The 16,679-nt window shown below is 65.4% G+C and carries 16 protein-coding genes; 14 read left to right on the top strand and 2 right to left on the bottom strand.

Translation table 11 applies throughout. The features are described from left to right. Positions 1 to 29: 29 nt before the first annotated feature. Positions 30 to 971, top strand: coding sequence for a carbohydrate kinase family protein (locus QRN11_RS09455; RefSeq protein WP_285250757.1), 942 nt, complete (start codon positions 30 to 32; stop codon positions 969 to 971). A 16-nt stretch (positions 972 to 987) separates the two neighbouring features. On the opposite strand, the gene QRN11_RS09450 is transcribed toward QRN11_RS09455, so the two are convergent. Continuing rightward, complete coding sequence (locus tag QRN11_RS09450; protein WP_285250756.1) at positions 988 to 1,857, bottom strand: ThuA domain-containing protein; 870 nt, start codon at positions 1,855 to 1,857, stop codon at positions 988 to 990. Between the two features lie 116 nt (positions 1,858 to 1,973). On the opposite strand from QRN11_RS09450, the gene QRN11_RS09445 reads away from it, so the two are divergent. Then, complete coding sequence (locus QRN11_RS09445) at positions 1,974 to 3,266, top strand: C-glycoside deglycosidase beta subunit domain-containing protein (RefSeq protein ID WP_285250755.1); 1,293 nt, start codon at positions 1,974 to 1,976, stop codon at positions 3,264 to 3,266. A gap of 29 nt (positions 3,267 to 3,295) precedes the next feature. After that, the gene (locus QRN11_RS09440; protein WP_285250754.1) at positions 3,296 to 4,774 is read left to right on the top strand and encodes a C-glycoside deglycosidase beta subunit domain-containing protein; all 1,479 of its coding nucleotides are present in this window, start codon (positions 3,296 to 3,298) and stop codon (positions 4,772 to 4,774) included. 87 nt (positions 4,775 to 4,861) lie between these two features. Here QRN11_RS09440 and QRN11_RS09435 read toward each other — a convergent pair whose 3' ends face one another. Further along, positions 4,862 to 5,818, bottom strand: a complete 957-nt coding sequence (locus QRN11_RS09435; RefSeq protein ID WP_285250753.1) for a LysR family transcriptional regulator — start codon at positions 5,816 to 5,818, stop codon at positions 4,862 to 4,864. Between the two features lie 237 nt (positions 5,819 to 6,055). Between QRN11_RS09435 and QRN11_RS09430 the strand changes: the two genes are divergently transcribed. The 11 genes from QRN11_RS09430 to QRN11_RS09380 all read left to right on the top strand — a co-directional run bounded on the left by QRN11_RS09430 (position 6,056) and on the right by QRN11_RS09380 (position 16,676). Beyond that, positions 6,056 to 7,342: an ABC transporter substrate-binding protein gene (locus tag QRN11_RS09430; RefSeq protein ID WP_285250752.1), complete on the top strand. Its 1,287-nt coding sequence runs from the start codon at positions 6,056 to 6,058 to the stop codon at positions 7,340 to 7,342. A 52-nt stretch (positions 7,343 to 7,394) separates the two neighbouring features. Beyond that, positions 7,395 to 8,354, top strand: coding sequence for a carbohydrate ABC transporter permease (locus QRN11_RS09425; protein WP_142062195.1), 960 nt, complete (start codon positions 7,395 to 7,397; stop codon positions 8,352 to 8,354). A 3-nt stretch (positions 8,355 to 8,357) separates the two neighbouring features. Beyond that, the gene (locus tag QRN11_RS09420; RefSeq protein ID WP_285250751.1) at positions 8,358 to 9,194 is read left to right on the top strand and encodes a carbohydrate ABC transporter permease; all 837 of its coding nucleotides are present in this window, start codon (positions 8,358 to 8,360) and stop codon (positions 9,192 to 9,194) included. A gap of 152 nt (positions 9,195 to 9,346) precedes the next feature. Next, positions 9,347 to 10,123: a TIM barrel protein gene (locus tag QRN11_RS09415; protein WP_285250750.1), complete on the top strand. Its 777-nt coding sequence runs from the start codon at positions 9,347 to 9,349 to the stop codon at positions 10,121 to 10,123. Continuing rightward, a complete protein-coding gene (gene carA / locus QRN11_RS09410) occupies positions 10,120 to 11,679 on the top strand; it encodes a c-glycoside 3-oxidase CarA (RefSeq protein ID WP_285250749.1) in 1,560 nt (519 codons plus the stop codon). The genes QRN11_RS09415 and carA overlap by 4 nt, the downstream gene beginning before the upstream one ends. An 86-nt stretch (positions 11,680 to 11,765) precedes the next feature. Beyond that, positions 11,766 to 12,161 (top strand): C-glycoside deglycosidase beta subunit domain-containing protein, encoded by a 396-nt coding sequence (locus QRN11_RS09405; protein ID WP_285250748.1) that lies wholly within the window; start codon positions 11,766 to 11,768, stop codon positions 12,159 to 12,161. After that, positions 12,158 to 13,261, top strand: coding sequence for a sugar phosphate isomerase/epimerase family protein (locus QRN11_RS09400; protein ID WP_285250747.1), 1,104 nt, complete (start codon positions 12,158 to 12,160; stop codon positions 13,259 to 13,261). The genes QRN11_RS09405 and QRN11_RS09400 overlap by 4 nt, the downstream gene beginning before the upstream one ends. A 19-nt stretch (positions 13,262 to 13,280) precedes the next feature. Continuing rightward, a complete protein-coding gene (locus QRN11_RS09395) occupies positions 13,281 to 14,306 on the top strand; it encodes a sugar phosphate isomerase/epimerase family protein (protein ID WP_285250746.1) in 1,026 nt (341 codons plus the stop codon). 8 nt (positions 14,307 to 14,314) lie between these two features. After that, positions 14,315 to 15,085, top strand: coding sequence for a nuclear transport factor 2 family protein (locus QRN11_RS09390; RefSeq protein WP_285250745.1), 771 nt, complete (start codon positions 14,315 to 14,317; stop codon positions 15,083 to 15,085). Positions 15,086 to 15,093: 8 nt separating this feature from the next. Further along, positions 15,094 to 15,492, top strand: a complete 399-nt coding sequence (locus tag QRN11_RS09385; RefSeq protein ID WP_163167123.1) for a C-glycoside deglycosidase beta subunit domain-containing protein — start codon at positions 15,094 to 15,096, stop codon at positions 15,490 to 15,492. Next, positions 15,489 to 16,676: a Gfo/Idh/MocA family protein gene (locus QRN11_RS09380; protein ID WP_285250744.1), complete on the top strand. Its 1,188-nt coding sequence runs from the start codon at positions 15,489 to 15,491 to the stop codon at positions 16,674 to 16,676. The genes QRN11_RS09385 and QRN11_RS09380 overlap by 4 nt, the downstream gene beginning before the upstream one ends. The last annotated feature ends 3 nt before the right edge of the window (positions 16,677 to 16,679 follow it).

Genomic DNA, 16,679 nt, shown 5'->3' with positions numbered 1-16,679 from the left:
CGGCGCCGCTCCTCTGGCAGAGTATGGGCATGCTCACAGTTATTGGCGAAGGCCTTGTTGACGTTGTCCAGCGCGCCTCCGGGATCGAGGCCCACGTGGGCGGCAGCCCGCTCAATGTTGCGGTCGGCCTGGCCCGGCTGGACCACCCGGTGCAGTTCATCGGCCGCTACGGCCGGGACGCGTACGGCGATTCCGTCGCCGCGCACCTGCGCTCCAGTTCCGTGATGCTTCCGCTGGGCCCGGACGACCTTCCCACCAGCGTGGCCACCGCCCTGATTGACGACGACGGCGCCGCCACCTACACCTTCGACCTCACCTGGGAGCTTCCCGGCATCGCCGACCGGCTGGCGTTTATGCTGCAGGGCACCACCCTGCTGCACACGGGCTCGATCGCGACGATGCTGGCGCCCGGCGCCAAGGACGTACTGGCCGCCGTCGAATACGCCCACCCGCGCGCCACCATCAGCTTCGACCCCAACTGCCGGCCCAGCATCATCACCGACGTGGATTATGCGCGCCGCCACACGGAAAAGTTCGTCTCACTCGCTGACGTGGTGAAGGCCTCCGACGAAGACCTCGCCTGGCTCTACCCGGACACGGACGTGCTCGACGCTGCCCGCCGCTGGCTGGAACTGGGCGGCAACGAGGGCCCGGCCATGGTGGTGGTCACCCGTGGAGCTGACGGGCCGTGGGGGGTAACCCGGGCCGGCGAGGCGCAGGTGGCGGCACCGCGTGTTCAGGTGGCAGACACGGTGGGCGCCGGCGATTCCTTTATGGCAGCCCTGCTGTCCGGCCTGGTGGACCGGGGCCTGGACGGTGCCCAGAACCGCAAGGACCTGCGCGAACTTCCGGCAGAGGGCATGGCCGAACTCCTTGCCCACGCGGCCAAGGCGGCGGCTGTGACGGTGTCCCGGCCCGGCGCCAACCCTCCGACGCGCGCCGAGCTGAACGGGGCGACGGGGGAGGGCTAGGCCGGATTGCCCTTCGTTACCCCTCGTGGTTGTAGTAAGGCCACGGCAGGAAGCGACGGTCACCGCGACGGTCCGGTCCTTCCAGGCTGACTTTCCCCCTGGCCGCCCACTCCACGCCGCGGGGGAACATCCGGATGAACTCGATCCGCCGGAAGGTGTCAATGTCATGCCCGATGGTGATGGTGAAGCTGCGGCCTTCGCCATAGTTGTTGATCCAGGCAAGGGGCTGCAGCGTGTTGATGCCGGGGAGGCCTTCGATGCCCTCCGCCGGAATGGCCACCGGATAGTGGGGCATGGGCCACATCGGCGCCTTCTTGTACGACTCCAGGTCGTCAAACACTGAGAGAAGCACCTCTGCGCCCTCGTACAGTTGTACGCCCGTCAGGATGTCATCACCCGTGACCGTCCATGTGTCGCTGATGCCCTCCGTGATGGGGTGGCGGGGCCGGGCCGTCTGCAGCAGGGCCTCACCCCAGGGACGCGGACGCAGCCCGGTGGGAACGCTGAGCTTCGCGCCCCGCATGATGTTGTACTCCTCGGGGTAACCCCAGTCGTCCTCCTGGACAGCCGAGCCGTGGAACCAGACGATCCCTTTGCCGTCGTCGTGGACAAATTTCAGCAGGGCCGCGTCCGTTTCAGCGCCGAAACCGACGGCTTTTTCGTGGTATCCGTCCCGGCCCTCGAACACGATGATGACCACGTCGTACCTGTCGATGACGTTCGCGCCGAGCCCCCGCGGGTCCTCGATGACGCGCACGCGGAACCGGCCCGTGTCCTCGAGCAGCGTGGTGAGCCACTGGTTGTGGGCCCGGAAGCTGCGGAATTCGTTGTCGTGCTCGCAGGTCATGTGTCCCGAGAGGATGAGTGCGTTCAACACGTCAGCCATGCGATCTGGGCTCCTATTATTTGGCAAGTCGGGTTAGGGAGAAAGCTTACAGACTTTAGTGTGAAAGCGACATAACGATGCTACGATCGGTGTGCACCTAGAGAGAGTGAGCAACGATGCTTCTCGAAAGAGACCTCATCCAGTCAGTCGGCTTCCGCAACGTCACCGAGGGCGGGCGTGTGACCGGCTTCCAGTTCCGTGTCCGGATGCCTTCCTACCGCGGCATGGCCGCGTCGCTGATCGACGGCATCGCAGTCCGCGTGGGCAACATCGTCGACGTCGGCCCTGCCGTTCCGCTCTGGACCTTCGGCGGGCGGACCTACACGCTGCAGCAGCTCTGGGATAACGACGGAGTGCGCTGGCCCCTCGAGGAAGCCGCCGTGGTCACCGTTCCGTTCGACGGCGGCCTGCCGCAGGGCGTCCATGAACTCACCATCGAACTGCGGCTGCGCATGTCCTATATTCCCGTGGAGCACCAACCCACCGTCCACCGTGTCAGCCGCGCAGTCACGCTGGCCCCGGAGGGCGGCGGGGACACCTTCCGCTACGGCGTTTCCCTCTACAGCTACATGGGCGACTACGGCACGGTCATGGACCTGGAGACTGCGTTGGCCTCCATCGCGGACGTTGGCGCCACCGGCGTTGAAATCCTCGGCGAGGGCCACGTCCCCGGCTACCCCGAACCCGACCCTGCGTGGATCGACAACTGGTTCAGCCTGCTCGAGAAGTACTCCCTGGAGCCCACGAACTACGGGTCCTGGATCGATACCCGCCTGCACCCGGGCCGGAGCATGACGGCTGCCGAGGGTGCAGCGGCGCTGCAGCGCGACCTGCGGCTGGCCCACCGGCTGGGCTTCGGCTTCGTGCGGCCCAAGATCGGCGTGGTCTCCAGCGACCTGGTTCCGGACCCTATTTGGACTGAATCTGTGGAGCGTTCCCTGGACCTGGCCCACGAACTGGGGATCATCATCTGCCCCGAGATCCATTCCCCCACGCCCATCAAGCACCCCGTCATCGAGGACTACATCAGCCTCATCGAACGGACCGGAACCAAGAACTTCGGCCTGCTCATCGACACCGGCATCTTCCAGGACCGCCCCATCCCGCTGCGCGACGGCGAGACCCGCGAAACCCGGCCCGCCTTCCTGGACGGCATCGGCGTGGACCCGGCCGACTTCGCAGCTATTGCCCAGCACGTGGTGTTCGTCCAGGCGAAGTTCCACGACATCAGCGACCAACTCGAGGACCAGCAGATTCCCTGGCTGCCCGTGCTCAAGGCGCTCAAAGACTCGGGCTACACCGGCTACCTCTCGAGCGAATACGAAGGTGAGCGCACACCGTGGCGGGCCATTGAGCAGGTACGCCGCCAGCACGCCCTGATCCGCCGCATCACTTCCGAACTTCCCTGACCCCTCCCTCCCAGCAAAGAGAACAGACAATGCCAAACGGACTTCTTGACGATTCAAGCCTCCGCACCCACCCGGACGGACTGGCCCTTGCGCTCACTCTGCCGTGGTACCGAAGCCTCTGGCTCTCCTCGGTCTCCAGCCTGCGGCTCAGTATCGACGGGCAGGACGTGCCTGCCGAGGACCTGGCCCTGGAACTAAGCGGCGTCCGCTACGCGCTCGCCGACCTCCCGGCCCAGAGCGAAACCCTCTGGTACCTGCAGGAACACCCCCTGCTGATCGCCAGACAGGATACCCCGGTGGCCCTGGGCGAGGAGCACACCGTCCAGCTCATCGGAGAGCTGCGCCTGCCTTACATGCAGATCGCCCCGGGCCAGGACGGCGGGCCCGGGATGTACGTCCCCAACTTCGTGAACCAGACACTCGAGCTGACCGTCACGGACAGGGCCGCTGCGGCTCCTGAATTGACGACGGCGGTCACCCCGCCTCCGCCAAAGGCTGAGGACGATCCATTCTCGCTCGGGCTCACCCTGTACTCGGCCAGCGCCGAGTTCCGGGCCGGCTGGTACGACTTCGACGGCCTGCTGAACCGCGTGGCGGAGCTGGGCATCGGCCCGGGCATCGAGATCGTGGCCTCCCAGGTCCTGCCAACGTATCCGCACGTCTCGGACGACTTCGCCCGTTCCTGGCAGGAGGCCTTCGACAAGCACGGCTTCACCGCCAGCTCCTTCGGTGCCAACCTGGACATGGGCCGGCGCCGTGACCGCGACATGACACCCGACGAGGAATACGAGTTCACCGAGACGCTCTTCCACGGCGCCAAGAAGCTCGGCTTCCCGCTGGTCCGCATCCAGAGCGCGAAGCCGGAGCTGCTGCGGCGGCTGCTGCCGCTCGCCGAGGACCTGGAGCTCAAGCTTGCCTACGAGATCCACGCACCACTGGGCCCCAACTCCCCGGAGATCATGAAGGTCCGCGACGTGTACGCGGAACTCGATTCACCGCTGCTGGGCTTCGTGGCCGACTTCTCCTCCACCATGCACAGCATGTCCCCAACGCTCCTGCGTGCCGTCCGACGGGCCGGGCTCGACGACGAAGCGGTCCAAAAGCTGCAGGCCATCTGGGCCACCGATGCCCCCATGCGGGCGCGGCAGGAGGAGTTCATCGGCTACCTGCGGGCACGGGACTTCGATCCTGCCGGCCTTGGCTCTTTCGCGCACCTGGCCTTCAACATGCACGGCCATGTCAGTCCGAAGGATTGGGCGGACATCATGCCCCAGATCATGCACGTCCATGCGAAGTTCTACGACATTGACGACCACGGCAACGAGCCAGCCATCGACTACCCGGAACTGGTCCGCGTGTTCGTGGAGGGCGGGTACCGCGGCTACTGGTCCAGCGAATGGGAGGGCCATGCCTTCGCCGAGCTTGGCGAGGTGGATCCGCTGCTGCTGGTCCGTAAGCAGCATGACCTGATCCGCAAGAGCATGCGCTCTGCCCTGGCATCGGCCTGACCCCCCAGCGTTGTGCCTCCCCGGTGCCCGTCCGTTCACCCGGCCGGGCACTGCGGCTTTTAAGCCGGGGACTCTTAACTGCGGTTTTTAAGCCGAGGCTTGAGGGGCGTCCTTGGCGACCGCGGCGGCGACGATATCGGCCGCCTCCTTGAACAGGCCCCGCATCCACTCATGCTCCGAATCGCGGTTGTGCACCGGGTGCCACCACAGGGCGTTCACCAGCGGCGTGGCATCGAAGGGGAGCGGGAGGATCCGCACGCCGCCCACACGCAGCGCGAACGGTATCAGCGCCGCCTGGATGAGCGCGATCCGGTTGGTTCCCACCACAAAATGCGGCAAGGACTGGAAACTCTCCACCACCACGTCCACCCGCGGCTCAACACCGAGCTGCATGATCTGCCGTTCCGCCGAGGTTGATGCGGATCGGGTCTGGTACGTCATCACCCACGGAAGTTCGGCGATGTTCTCCATGGTGATTTTTTCGCCGACGGTGTCGTTGGAAGTGGAAACGATTGCCACCCAGCCGTCCCGCCAGAGGTCCAGGTAGGGGAGGCCGGAAAGGAACCCGTGCGGAATCAGGATGCCGTCCACTGACCGGAGGCGGTTGGCTGCGTCCTCCACCACCATCGGGTTGTGCAGCATGAACCGGAACCGGACGCCGGGGGCGCGCTCGGCCGCGAGCTCGGATACCACCCGGCCGATGGTGGTGAAGCCGTAATCGGAGCCGTAGATGGAGAACTCGCGTTCCGATTCGGCGGGCTCCCACGTGGCCTGGCTCTCGAAGACGCGCCGGGCCGCCTCCAAGGCTGTGGTGGTGTGCTCAGCCAACCGCAGGGCGAAGGGCGTGAGTTCATAGGCATTGCCGCGGCGGGCCAGAATGGGATCCCCGAAGTGGGACCGGAGCCGAGCCAGAGAAGCGCTCAGGGCTGGCTGGCTCAGATGAAGCCGCTCGGCTGCCCTCGTCACGCTCCGCTCGGTAATGAGCGCATCCAGCGAGATCAGCAGGTTGAGGTCGAGCCGGGAAAGCAGGACATTATTTGTCACGGCACGTCGATCTTTCAACGGTGAATTTTCGTCCCGCCAGTGTATCAGCGGCATCAATAGACCTGGTGTGGTGCATCACATCGCCCGATGCAACCCGGGCTTCCGCAGACCCCCGTGAAACTTATGTCTGGCATCTGCAATACTTATGTGCTTTTTCTGCACATCTCCTGCATACTGATGAGTGACCGGGGTCACGGCTCCCGGATGTTTTCGACAACGAAGTCAGAAAGGCTGGACATGACACAGCACCGTCGCTATTCAGGCCTCAAGGCCGGCGCCCTCGCCGTCCCCACCATCGCCGCCCTCGTCCTTACCGGCTGCTCGGCCTCCACCGGCAGCAACGCCTCCTCCGGAGGCTCGAAGGAATTTTCGCTGTCCTTCGCCACCTCCAACACCATCGAAAGCCCCTTCCAGGTGCTCGCCGAGAAGTACATGGAGGCGCACCCCGACGTGAAGATCACGTTCAACCCGCAGCCCAATGACTCCTACGACCAAACCCTGCGCACCCAGCTCCAGGCAGGCAACGCCTCAGACGTCGTGGTGACCTCACCCGGAGCCGGCACCGGACGCAGCATCCTGCCGCTCGCCGAAGCCGGCTTCCTTGAGCCGCTGGACGATGCCGCCAAGGAGCTGCTCCCCGAGGGAAGCGACAGCACCTTCGGAACCGACGGCAAGGTCTACGGCCAGGCCACGGAAATCACTGTCGCTGCCCTGGTCTCGAATGAGACGGCCGCAGAGGCGGCCGGCGGCTTCCCTGCCGACTTCTCCTCCCTCCAGGAGCAGTGCAGGAGCCTGGAGTCCTCCGGCAAATCCCTGTTTGCGCTCGCGGGAGCAGCCCCTCCCAACACCGGCCTGATGGCGATGTCACTGGCGGCCTCCCGCGTCTACGCGGAAGATCCGAAGTGGAACGACAAACGCGCCGCCAAGGAGACCACCTTCGCCGGTTCTGACGGCTGGAAGTCAGCCCTCCAGGCAGTCAACACCCTTAAAGATGCGGGCTGCTTCCAGAAGGGCGCGGCCGGCGGCGGTTTCGACGCCATCACCAAGGGCCTTGCCGGCGGAACGTCCGTGAGCGGCTTCATCCCGGCCCCGAGCTGGAAGCAGCTGGAATCCGCAGCCGGCGGGGCTAAATTCTCGGTCCGGGCATTGCCGGCGGAAAGCTCGGGCAAGAGCTACGTCTTCGCCAGCGCGAACTACGCTTTCTCCATCAACGCAGCCTCCAAGAACAAGGACGCTGCCAAGGCATTCCTCGACTGGGCTGCCGAGCCGGAGCAGACCAAGGCCTTCGCCGAGATCGACGGCGCCCTTCCGGTCACCGGACTGGACAAGTACGACTTCGGAAGCGGCGCCTACAAGAACGTCGGCGACCTGATCAAGGACGGAAAGTACGGCCCGCTGCCGAACATCCAGTGGCCGAATTCCGCCGTCTACGACGCGCTGGCCACGGGGGTCCAAGGCATCATCACCGGGCAGAAGAGCCCCGACCAGGTCCTGCAGGCCATGGACGCCGCCTGGGGCCAGTAGCGTTTTTCACCATCAACGTTCCGACCACTCAAAGGGACAAGCAAGGAATACCATGACTGCGACGATGCAACCGAAAAGCGAAGCAGCAGAAGCACCCCGGCGAGGCAGGCGCACTCCGGGGGCGGGCCAGAACGCCCGCTCCCGGGGCCACGGCCTGGAATTCGGACACTGGTGGTGGGCCCTGCCCGGGATCGCGCTGGTGTTTGCCATCCACTATGTGGCAACCGGGATCGGCGGATTCTTCGCCTTCACCAACTGGACGGGCATCGGCGCGTTCAAGATCACCGGCTGGGCCAACTTTGAGGCCATCTTCAAGGACCCCACGAAAGTCGGAGCCCTCTCCAACACACTCTTCCTTGCCTTTGGCTCAGTCCTCCTGGGCAACATCGCCGGGCTGGTCATCGCGCTGGGCCTGAACCGCATCCTCAAGACGCGCTACATCCTCCGGACCCTGTTTTTTATGCCGGTGGTGCTCAGCCCGCTGGCCACGGCCTACATCTGGAAATACATCTTCGACTTCGACGGCCCGCTCAACGCCTTCCTCACCGCAATAGGCGCCGGCGACCAGGCCAAGCCGTGGCTGGCAGACCCGCAGTGGGCCATCTGGACCGTCCTGGTGGTGCTGGTCTGGTCTTCCACCGGTTTTGCCATGGTGATCTTTATGGCCGGCCTGGCCGGTGTCCCCGCGGAAGTGGAGGAGGCGGCGGCCATTGACGGCGCCAACCTGTGGCAGCGGTTCCGCAACGTCACCCTGCCCGCTATCCGTCCCGCCGTCGCCATCGCCACCACGCTGGGAATCGTCCAGGGACTGCGCGTCTTCGATCCCATCATGGCGCTCACCGGCGGCGGACCGGCGGGGGCAACGGAAACCCTGGCCACCCAGGTCTACAAGCAGGCGTTTGCGCTCGGAAACTTCGGGGGCGGTGCCGCCCTGGCCCTGGTGCTCGCAGCCATCATCCTGATCTTCGCCGTAATCCAGCAGCGGCTGACGCGTTCGAACCCTGAGGACTAAGCCATGTTCCGCTACACCAAACTCACCCTGCTCCGCGAGATCGGCCTGTGGGCGCTCGCACTGCTGTTCCTCACGCCGTTCTACTTCCTGGTGACCACTGCTCTGAAGCCGGACACCGAGCTGTTCACCACCTCAGCCCTGGCTCCGCCCAAAAGCCCGGACTTCAGCAACTTCATCGACGTCCTCACCGCCACCGGCAACTCCAATGTGGTGATGGGGCTGGTCAACAGCGTCATCATCACCGCGGGCAGCATCGTGGGGCTCATCGCCCTCGGCTCCATCACCGGCTACGTCATCTCCCGCAGCACCCGCCGCTGGAGCAAGGGCGCGTACTACCTCTTCCTGGTAGCCATCATCCTTCCCGGCCAGCTCGGCGCCGTCCCCCTTTACATGGGTGCACGGGCCCTGGGACTCACCGGATCCGCCTGGGGCCTGATCGTCCTCTACACCGGCATGCTCCTGCCGCTGTCGATCTTCCTCTACGCAAACTTCTTCCGCGGCCTCGGCACCGACTACGAAGAAGCGGCCACCATCGACGGCGCCAGCAAGTCTCAGATCTTCTCCAAAGTGGTGTTTCCCATGATGGCTCCCGCCACCGGAACGGTCACCATCTTCGCCGGGCTCATCGTGTGGAACGACTTCTTCACGTCGCTGATCTTCCTGGGCGGCTCCGCCAACCAGACACTGCCGGTGGCCATGTACTACTACATCGGCTCCCTGGTCTCCCAGTGGAACTCGATCTTCGCCATTGTCATCGTGTCCATGATCCCCATCCTCGCCCTGTTCCTGTTCGCCCAAAAGCGCTTCATCCAGGGCTTCTCCGGCGGCCTGAAGGGCTGACCGGCACGGCCGGAACCGCCAACCACTAAACCGCCCAGCACCAACCGCACAAGCGGGCTGCCGTGATCCTTTGCGCCCAAAAACAGGCCCGCCCGGACATGGCCGCCGGGCCACATTCCTACTGACCACTCTCAACTACCGAGGAGCCACGCATGTACCAGCTCGCACCCAATATCGACCTTTTGTTCTCTGAAGCGGGCCCCAGCGCCGCTGACCGTGTCCGCGCCGCAGCCGCTGCCGGCTTCGATGCCGTGGAAATGTGGGGACCCACAGGGAAGGACATTCCCGCCCTCAAGGAAGCGCTGGAGGAAACCGGGGTCCAGCTCACCGCCCAGCTGGCGGAACCGCGGATGCAGTTCATGATCCCGCCGAAGGACCACGCGCCGTTCTACACCGGACTGGATGCCGGCGTCGAGGTCGCCCACCAGCTGGGCTGCCCCCGGATTGTGGTGGGCAGCGGCACCGGCTTCGGTGGCCGCAAGCGGCAGGACCAGCTGGATGAGCTGATCGAGATCTTCACCAGGGGCGTGGCCCATATTGAGGGTTCCGGCATCACGCTGGTCCTCGAACCGGTCAACGTCCGGGTGGATCACCCCGGGGCGCTTCTGGACCGGACCTCGGAAGCGGTCTACGTGGCCAGGGGTGTCAATTCGCCCAACTTCGGCGTCCTCTACGACCTCTACCACTCCACCGTCGAAGGCGAGGATGTGGCTGCCGAGCTGGCCAATGCCGGGGACCTCATCAAGTACGTGCAGATCGCCGACGCTCCGGGCCGCGGGGAGCCCGGCTCCGGCTCCATTGACTGGCCCGCCCGGTTCGCTGACCTGCGCAACAGCGGCTACACCGGCCCCATCGGCCTCGAGTACTACCCGACCATCGAGTCGGCAAAGTCGGTGCGCCGCATCCAGGAACTGGTGGCGGGGCGGTGAGCGGCAACCGGTATCCTGCCGCCGTTGATGTCGCGATCGTCGGCAGTGGACCCACGGCCTCGGCTTACGCGCGGATCCTCAGCGAAGAAGCCCCTGGCGCCACCATCGCCATGTTCGAAGTGGGCCCCACGGTCAGCAACCCGCCGGGCGCGCATGTCAAGAACATTGAGGATCCTGACCGCCGCAGCCTGGCACAGCGGGCATCGGAGGGCCCCGGCGCCGGTGCCGCAACGGTGAATTCGCCCGGTGCCGTCAAGAGCGGCGAACGCCGCGCCCGCCCCGGAACCTACCTGCTGCAGGACGGCTACGCTTTCCCAGGCGAGGACGGCATGCCCGTCGCAGCCATGTCCAGCAATGTGGGCGGGATGGCCGCCCACTGGACGGCCGCCTGCCCGCGCCCGGGCGGCAAGGAGCGTATCCCGTTCCTCCCGGACCTGGAAGAGCTCCTTAACGACGCGGACCGCCTTTTGGGCGTCACCGCGCACGCTTTTGATGGTGCCCCGTTCTCGGACGTGGTCAGGGAACGCCTCGCCAAGGTAGTGGATCAGGGCCGGAAGCCTGCCTACCGCGTCCAGCCCATGCCCCTTGCTGTACACCGGCGGGACGATGGCGCCCTTGTATGGTCCGGCTCCGACGTCGTCATGGGGGAGGCCACCCGCGATAATCCGCAGTTTGAACTGTTTGACGAATCGCTGGTGACCCGTGTCCTGGTGGAGGACGGCACTGCTGCCGGCATCGAAGTCCAGGACCGCCGCAGCGGTGACACCTATCAGGTGGCCGCCCGTTACGTTGTGGTGGGGGCGGACGCCCTGCGCACACCGCAGCTGCTGTGGGCTTCCGGGATCCGGCCCGACGCCCTGGGCCGCTACCTCAACGACCAGGCGCAGGTGGTCTTCGCGAGCAGGCTCCGCGACGTCCAGCCCGAGGACGCGCCGGCGGCCGCCAGCGGCGCCCTCAGCGAGCAAAGCGGAGTGGCCTGGGTTCCCTACACGGACGAGGCGCCCTTCCATGGCCAGATCATGCAGTTGGATGCCTCTCCGGTTCCCCTGGCTGATGATGATCCCATCGTCCCGGGCTCGATCGTGGGGCTGGGCCTGTTCTGCGCCAAGGACCTGCAGCGCGAGGACCGGGTGGCGTTCGACGACGACACCCGTGACTCCTACGGGATGCCCGCCATGCGCATCCATTACCGGCTGACCGAGCGGGACCACGACGTGCTGGACCGCGCCAGGCAGGAAATTGTCCGCCTGGGCAAAGCGGTGGGCGAACCGCTGGACGAGCGTCCCTTTGTCCTGCCGCCGGGTGCGTCGCTGCACTACCAGGGCACCACGCGCATGGGTGAGACGGACGACGGCGAGAGTGTCTGTTCGCCGGACAGCCAGGTGTGGCAGGTCCCCGGCCTCTTTGTGGCCGGCAACGGCGTTATCCCCACCGCCACAGCGTGCAATCCCACCCTGACGTCGGTGGCGCTCGCCGTGCGCGGCGCACGGAAAATCGCTGAAGAAATCACCAGCTCTTTACTTATGTCCGAATCAGACAATAGACTGTCTAAATAATGAATAAGTGCCGGTAGAGCGGCCACTTCGTTCCAGCACAGGCATTTCACTCACCGGCAAGGCATGCCGCAGACAAGGAGGTCTCGATGATCGCCGACCGCATAATCGAGCAGGGAACACTTACCACCCAGGACGGCCGCACCGCCGTCGAAGTCCGGATCCCCTGGTACCGCGCCCTTCCGGGCTCATGCATCGCCGGCGCAGCACTGACGGTTGACGGCGTTGCCGCGCCGGAGGACACGCTGCGCTGGACCATGAACAACCGCACGTTCAGCTTTGAAGAGCTCGTGGATGAAACCGGCGAGTGGTGGTACCCGCTGGACTCGGCCGTCCTTTCCGGCGAGCTTCCCGTCCGGGATGACAACGCAGAGCACGAGGTCCGGGTGGACCTGAAGCTCTACATCCCCTACATCATCACCGACCACGGCGTGCTGCATATCGAAGAGCACGACACCAAGACCATGAAGGTGGCACAGCGATGACCAGCCTCGGCACGCCGATCCAGGGCGTCACACTATACAGCTTCACCCGGGCTTTCCACGCCCGGCAGTACGACCTCGACGGCCTCATCCGCAAGGTGGCGGCCGAAGGTTTCGGTCCGGGCCTTGAGGTTATCGGGTTCTCCAGCCTGCGCGGCTTCCCGGACCGCATCGATGACACCTTTGTGGGCCAGTTCCGCGACCTGGTGGCCGAGGTGGACCTCGTGCCCACGTCGCTGGCAGTGAACGTTGATACCGGCATCCGGCGGGACCGGCTGATGAACCACGACGAGCTGGTCGAATACATGCGCAAGCAGATCGAAGTCGCCGCCAGGCTCGGCTTCCCGATCGCCCGCGTGCAGATCTCGCTGACCCCCGACGCCATGGAAAGCCTGCTGCCCGTGGCCGAGAAGTACGGCGTCACCCTGGCCCTCGAAGTCCACGCCGACCAGCACGGCGCGCACGAACGCGTCCTGGCCCTGCGCGACCGCTACGAGAAGCTCGATTCCCCGCTGCTCGGCTTCACTGCCGACTGGGGGGCCACCGTCACCGGGTTCGCCCCCTCCCTCCTGGAGGCCTACCGCCGCCGTGGTGCTTCGGAGGACCTGCTCCGGCAGGTGGTTGACCTGTGGGACGGCTTCTATGCCGAAGGACCGCCCAACAACCAGAAGGTCCACGGCGAACGTTTCGGCGCCTTCATTGGCCTCGCCGCCCGGAACGGCCGGCCGGACCTGGGCATCGACTTCGGCATCAACGGAACGGGACTGTTCGGCCCTGCACCGCTGGACACCTGGCTGGAAATCATGCCCTGGGTCCGCCACGTGCACGGCAAGTTCTTCGGCATTGATGAAAAAGGCGAAGAGCCCTCAGTGCCCGTGCGCGGCCTGGTCCGGCAACTCGTGGAAAACGGCTACTCGGGTGCCATCTCCAGCGAATACGAAGGCTGGCACTGGAACAACTGGCAGGACCCGTTCGAGATCATCCGCGGCGAGCAGGCCGTCCAGCGTTCAGCAGCGGCCAATGCCGGTTCCGCCATGATCACCGACGCAACGGAAGCCCGCCGCATCCTCAGCAGCCACCTCGCCCAGCCCGTCCACGGCTGAAACAAAAGGAATCAAAGACATGTCAGAAGGCATCGCAGGCTCGGGCATCGAGCTTGGCATCACCCTTTACTCACTCACCTCGGAATTCGCCGCCGGGCTCTACACCCCGGAGACCCTGATCAAGGCGGTCGCCGATGAAGGCCTCGGCCCCGGCGTCGAATTCAATATCGCCCAGATGCTGCGCACCTACCCGGACGTGGACGAGGATTTCGTCCGCCTGTGGCGGGACAGCATGGACCGCTACGGCCTGACCCCCAGCGCAGTAGGCACCAACCTGGACATGGGCCGCCGTAAAGAGCGCGACATGACGCCGGACGAGGAGTTCGACTTCTTCGCCCGGCAGCTCAAGACCGCCAACACGCTGGGCTTCAACAAGATCGTTATCCGGTCCGCGGGCAAGGAACTGCTCCGCCGGCTGCTTCCGCTGGCCGAGAAGTACGACCAGAAGCTCGGCTACGAGATCCACGCGCCCCAGGGCCCGAACGATCCCAAGATCCTCCAGATCCGCGAGATGTACGAGGAGCTTGGCAGCGACCGGCTGGGCTTCACGGCGGACTTCAGCTCCACCATGCACAGCCTGTCGCCCACGCTGTTCCGCACCCTGACCCAGATGGGCCTGCCCGAGGAACACTTCGCTGTTATGCAGGACATCTGGCGCAAGCCGCTGCCCATGCAGGAGCGGAACCAGGAGTTCGAGGACTACCTGCGCGACAACAGCTTCGATCCCGCCCGGCTGGGCCCCTTCACCCGGCTGGCGTTCAACATGCACGGACTGGTCCCGCCGGAGGAATGGCTGGACATCATGCCGCAGATGTTCCACGTCCACGCGAAGTTCTACGACATCGACGGGAACGGCAACGAGCCCGCCATGGACATCCCGCGCATCGTGCGCCAGTTCGTCAAGGGCGGCTACCAGGGCTTCCTGTCCAGCGAATGGGAAGGCCATGCCTTCGCCGACCTGGGCGAATCGGACCCCATCGACCTGGTGAAGAAGCAGCATGCGCTCATGCGGCGCGCCATTGAAGAATCCGTGGTACCGGCCTAAGGAGACCCGTGTCTGCAATCGATACCGACCTCACTGCCGAGGTGGAGCGGCTCCGGGACGAACTGGCCGAAGCCCTGAACCTGGCCCGCAGGGCCAATGACCGGGGCGACATTGAGAACCTGTTCAACCGCTATATGTACCTCCACAATGCCTTTGAGGATGAACAAATCATCCCGCTGTGGGTCAAGCCGGGTACATCCGGCATCCGGGCGAGGTACACCAACGCCGGCCAGTACACGGACTACGACAGCGTCATCCGCTACCACCAGGGCCGTCCGCGGCCAGAGGGCAAGTTGATCCTGCACTACACCACCACGCCCGTCATCGAGGTGGCCGCGGACGGCAAGACCGCCAAGGGCGTTTGGATCATGACCGGCAACGAGTCCGGCCTGACCGACCCGGAAGTGGCCAAGGACAGCCCGGACTACATGTACTCGCCAGGCGAGGTACAGGGCAAGAAGGTCTGGGCCCACTGGGTCTGGTGCAAGTACGCGGTGGACTTCCTGCGCCAGGACGGCGAATGGAAGATCTGGAAGTTCCGCTGCTACGAGCTCCTCCGTGCGCCCTTTGAGGAGAACTGGATCAGCTTCGCCGAGAAGAACCAGCATGCCTTCGCCCTGGACCTCATGTATTTCGGTGACGACGGCAAGCCCGTGTTCATGCCGCCCGCGGACGAGCCCGTCCCCAGCGAGTACCACCCCTACAACCCGTCGGCCCGGCAAACGCTCGAACCGCAACCGCCCGTGCCGCACCAAACTTTCGTCGAGACCTTCGAGTAAGGACCATCATGGCAACTCACAACTCCCTGTTCCAGGACGCCGACGTCCGCAGGCACCCCGAGGGCATTTCGGTGTCCGTCCAACTGCCCTGGTACCGCAGCCTCTGGCTGTCGGCCGTGGACGATGTTGCGGCCACCGTCAACGGTGTGGCGATCCCCAAGGAAGCCCTCCGCTTCGAGCTGCAGGGCAAGTCCTACTCCATCGCGGAGCTGCCCGAGCAATGGGAAACGCTCTGGTTCGTCGCTGACAAGCCGGACGTCATCATCCCCCTGGACCGCATCCCCGACGCGGGCGAGGAGATCGACGTCGAAGTCATCCTCACCCTCCGCCTGCTTTACATGCAGATCGCGCCCATGCGCTACGTCGGAAACCGGGTGGCGGTTGAGCGCAAGGTCGTGCTGGCATGACAACCCTGCGGGTGGCCATGATCGGTTATGGCTTCATGGGCGCTGCCCACTCCCAGGGCTGGCGGACCGCACCCCGCGTGTTTGACCTGCCGGCCGAACCGGAGATGGCCGTCATCGTGGGGCGGAACGCCGACGCAGTGGCGGACGCAGCGCAAAAATGGGGCTGGGCTGAGTCGGCCACCGACTGGCGTGAGGTCATCGCACGGGACGATATCGACGTCGTCGACATCGTGACCCCCGGCGACTCACATGCCGAGATCGCGATCGCCGCCCTTGAAGCCGGGAAGCACGTCCTCTGCGAAAAGCCGCTGGCCAATACGGTGGCCGAGGCCGAAGCGATGGCTGAGGTTGCCGGGCGGGCCGCCGCCCGGGGCGTCCGGGCGATGGTGGGGTTCACTTACCGCCGGGTTCCCGCCGCCACGTTTCTCCGTAACCTGATCGCCGAAGGCGCCGTGGGGACCATCAACCAGGTGCGTGCCTCGTACCGGCAGGACTGGCTCGTGGACCCGGAGATGCCGCTGGCCTGGCGCCTGCAGAAGGAACATGCCGGCTCCGGGGCCCTGGGTGACATCGGCGCCCACGCCATTGACCTGGCCCAGTTCGTGACCGGGCTGAACCTCGAAAAGGTCTCCGGCACCATCGACACCATCGTGAAGGAGCGCCCCCTTCTTGACTCGGGTTCCGGGCTCTCCGGCACCGCCGGTGCTGGCAAAGGCCCGGTGACGGTGGACGACATCGCCATCTTCACCGGCAGGTTCGAATCCGGTGCGCTGGCATCGTTCGAGGCCTCACGCTTTGCCACCGGCCGGAAGAACGCGCTGCAGATCGAAGTCTCGGGGGACAAGGGCGCACTGGCGTTCGACCTTGAGGATCTCAACAGCGTCCAGTTCTACGACCGGACGGCGCCCGCGGACCGCCAGGGCTTCCGGAAAATCCTGGTCACCGAGGCCGAGCATCCCTACGTCTCGGCGTGGTGGCCGGCCGGGCACATGCTCGGCTACGAGCACGGGTTCTCCCATCAGGTCAAGGACCTCGTGGAAGGAATCGTGGGCGGCACCGATCCGCATCCCACGTTCGCTGACGGGCTGCGGGTGCAGCGGGTGCTCGACGCCGTCGAGCGCAGTTCCGAAAATGAGTCCGCCTGGACACGCGTCGCCGCCAGCGTCCCGGCGCAGGTTTCGTAGGAG

The sequence above is a fragment of the Pseudarthrobacter sp. fls2-241-R2A-168 genome (assembly GCF_030209335.1).
In the GTDB taxonomy this organism is placed as follows: Bacteria; Actinomycetota; Actinomycetes; order Actinomycetales; family Micrococcaceae; genus Arthrobacter.
This window is presented reverse-complemented; position numbering and strand designations above follow the sequence as displayed.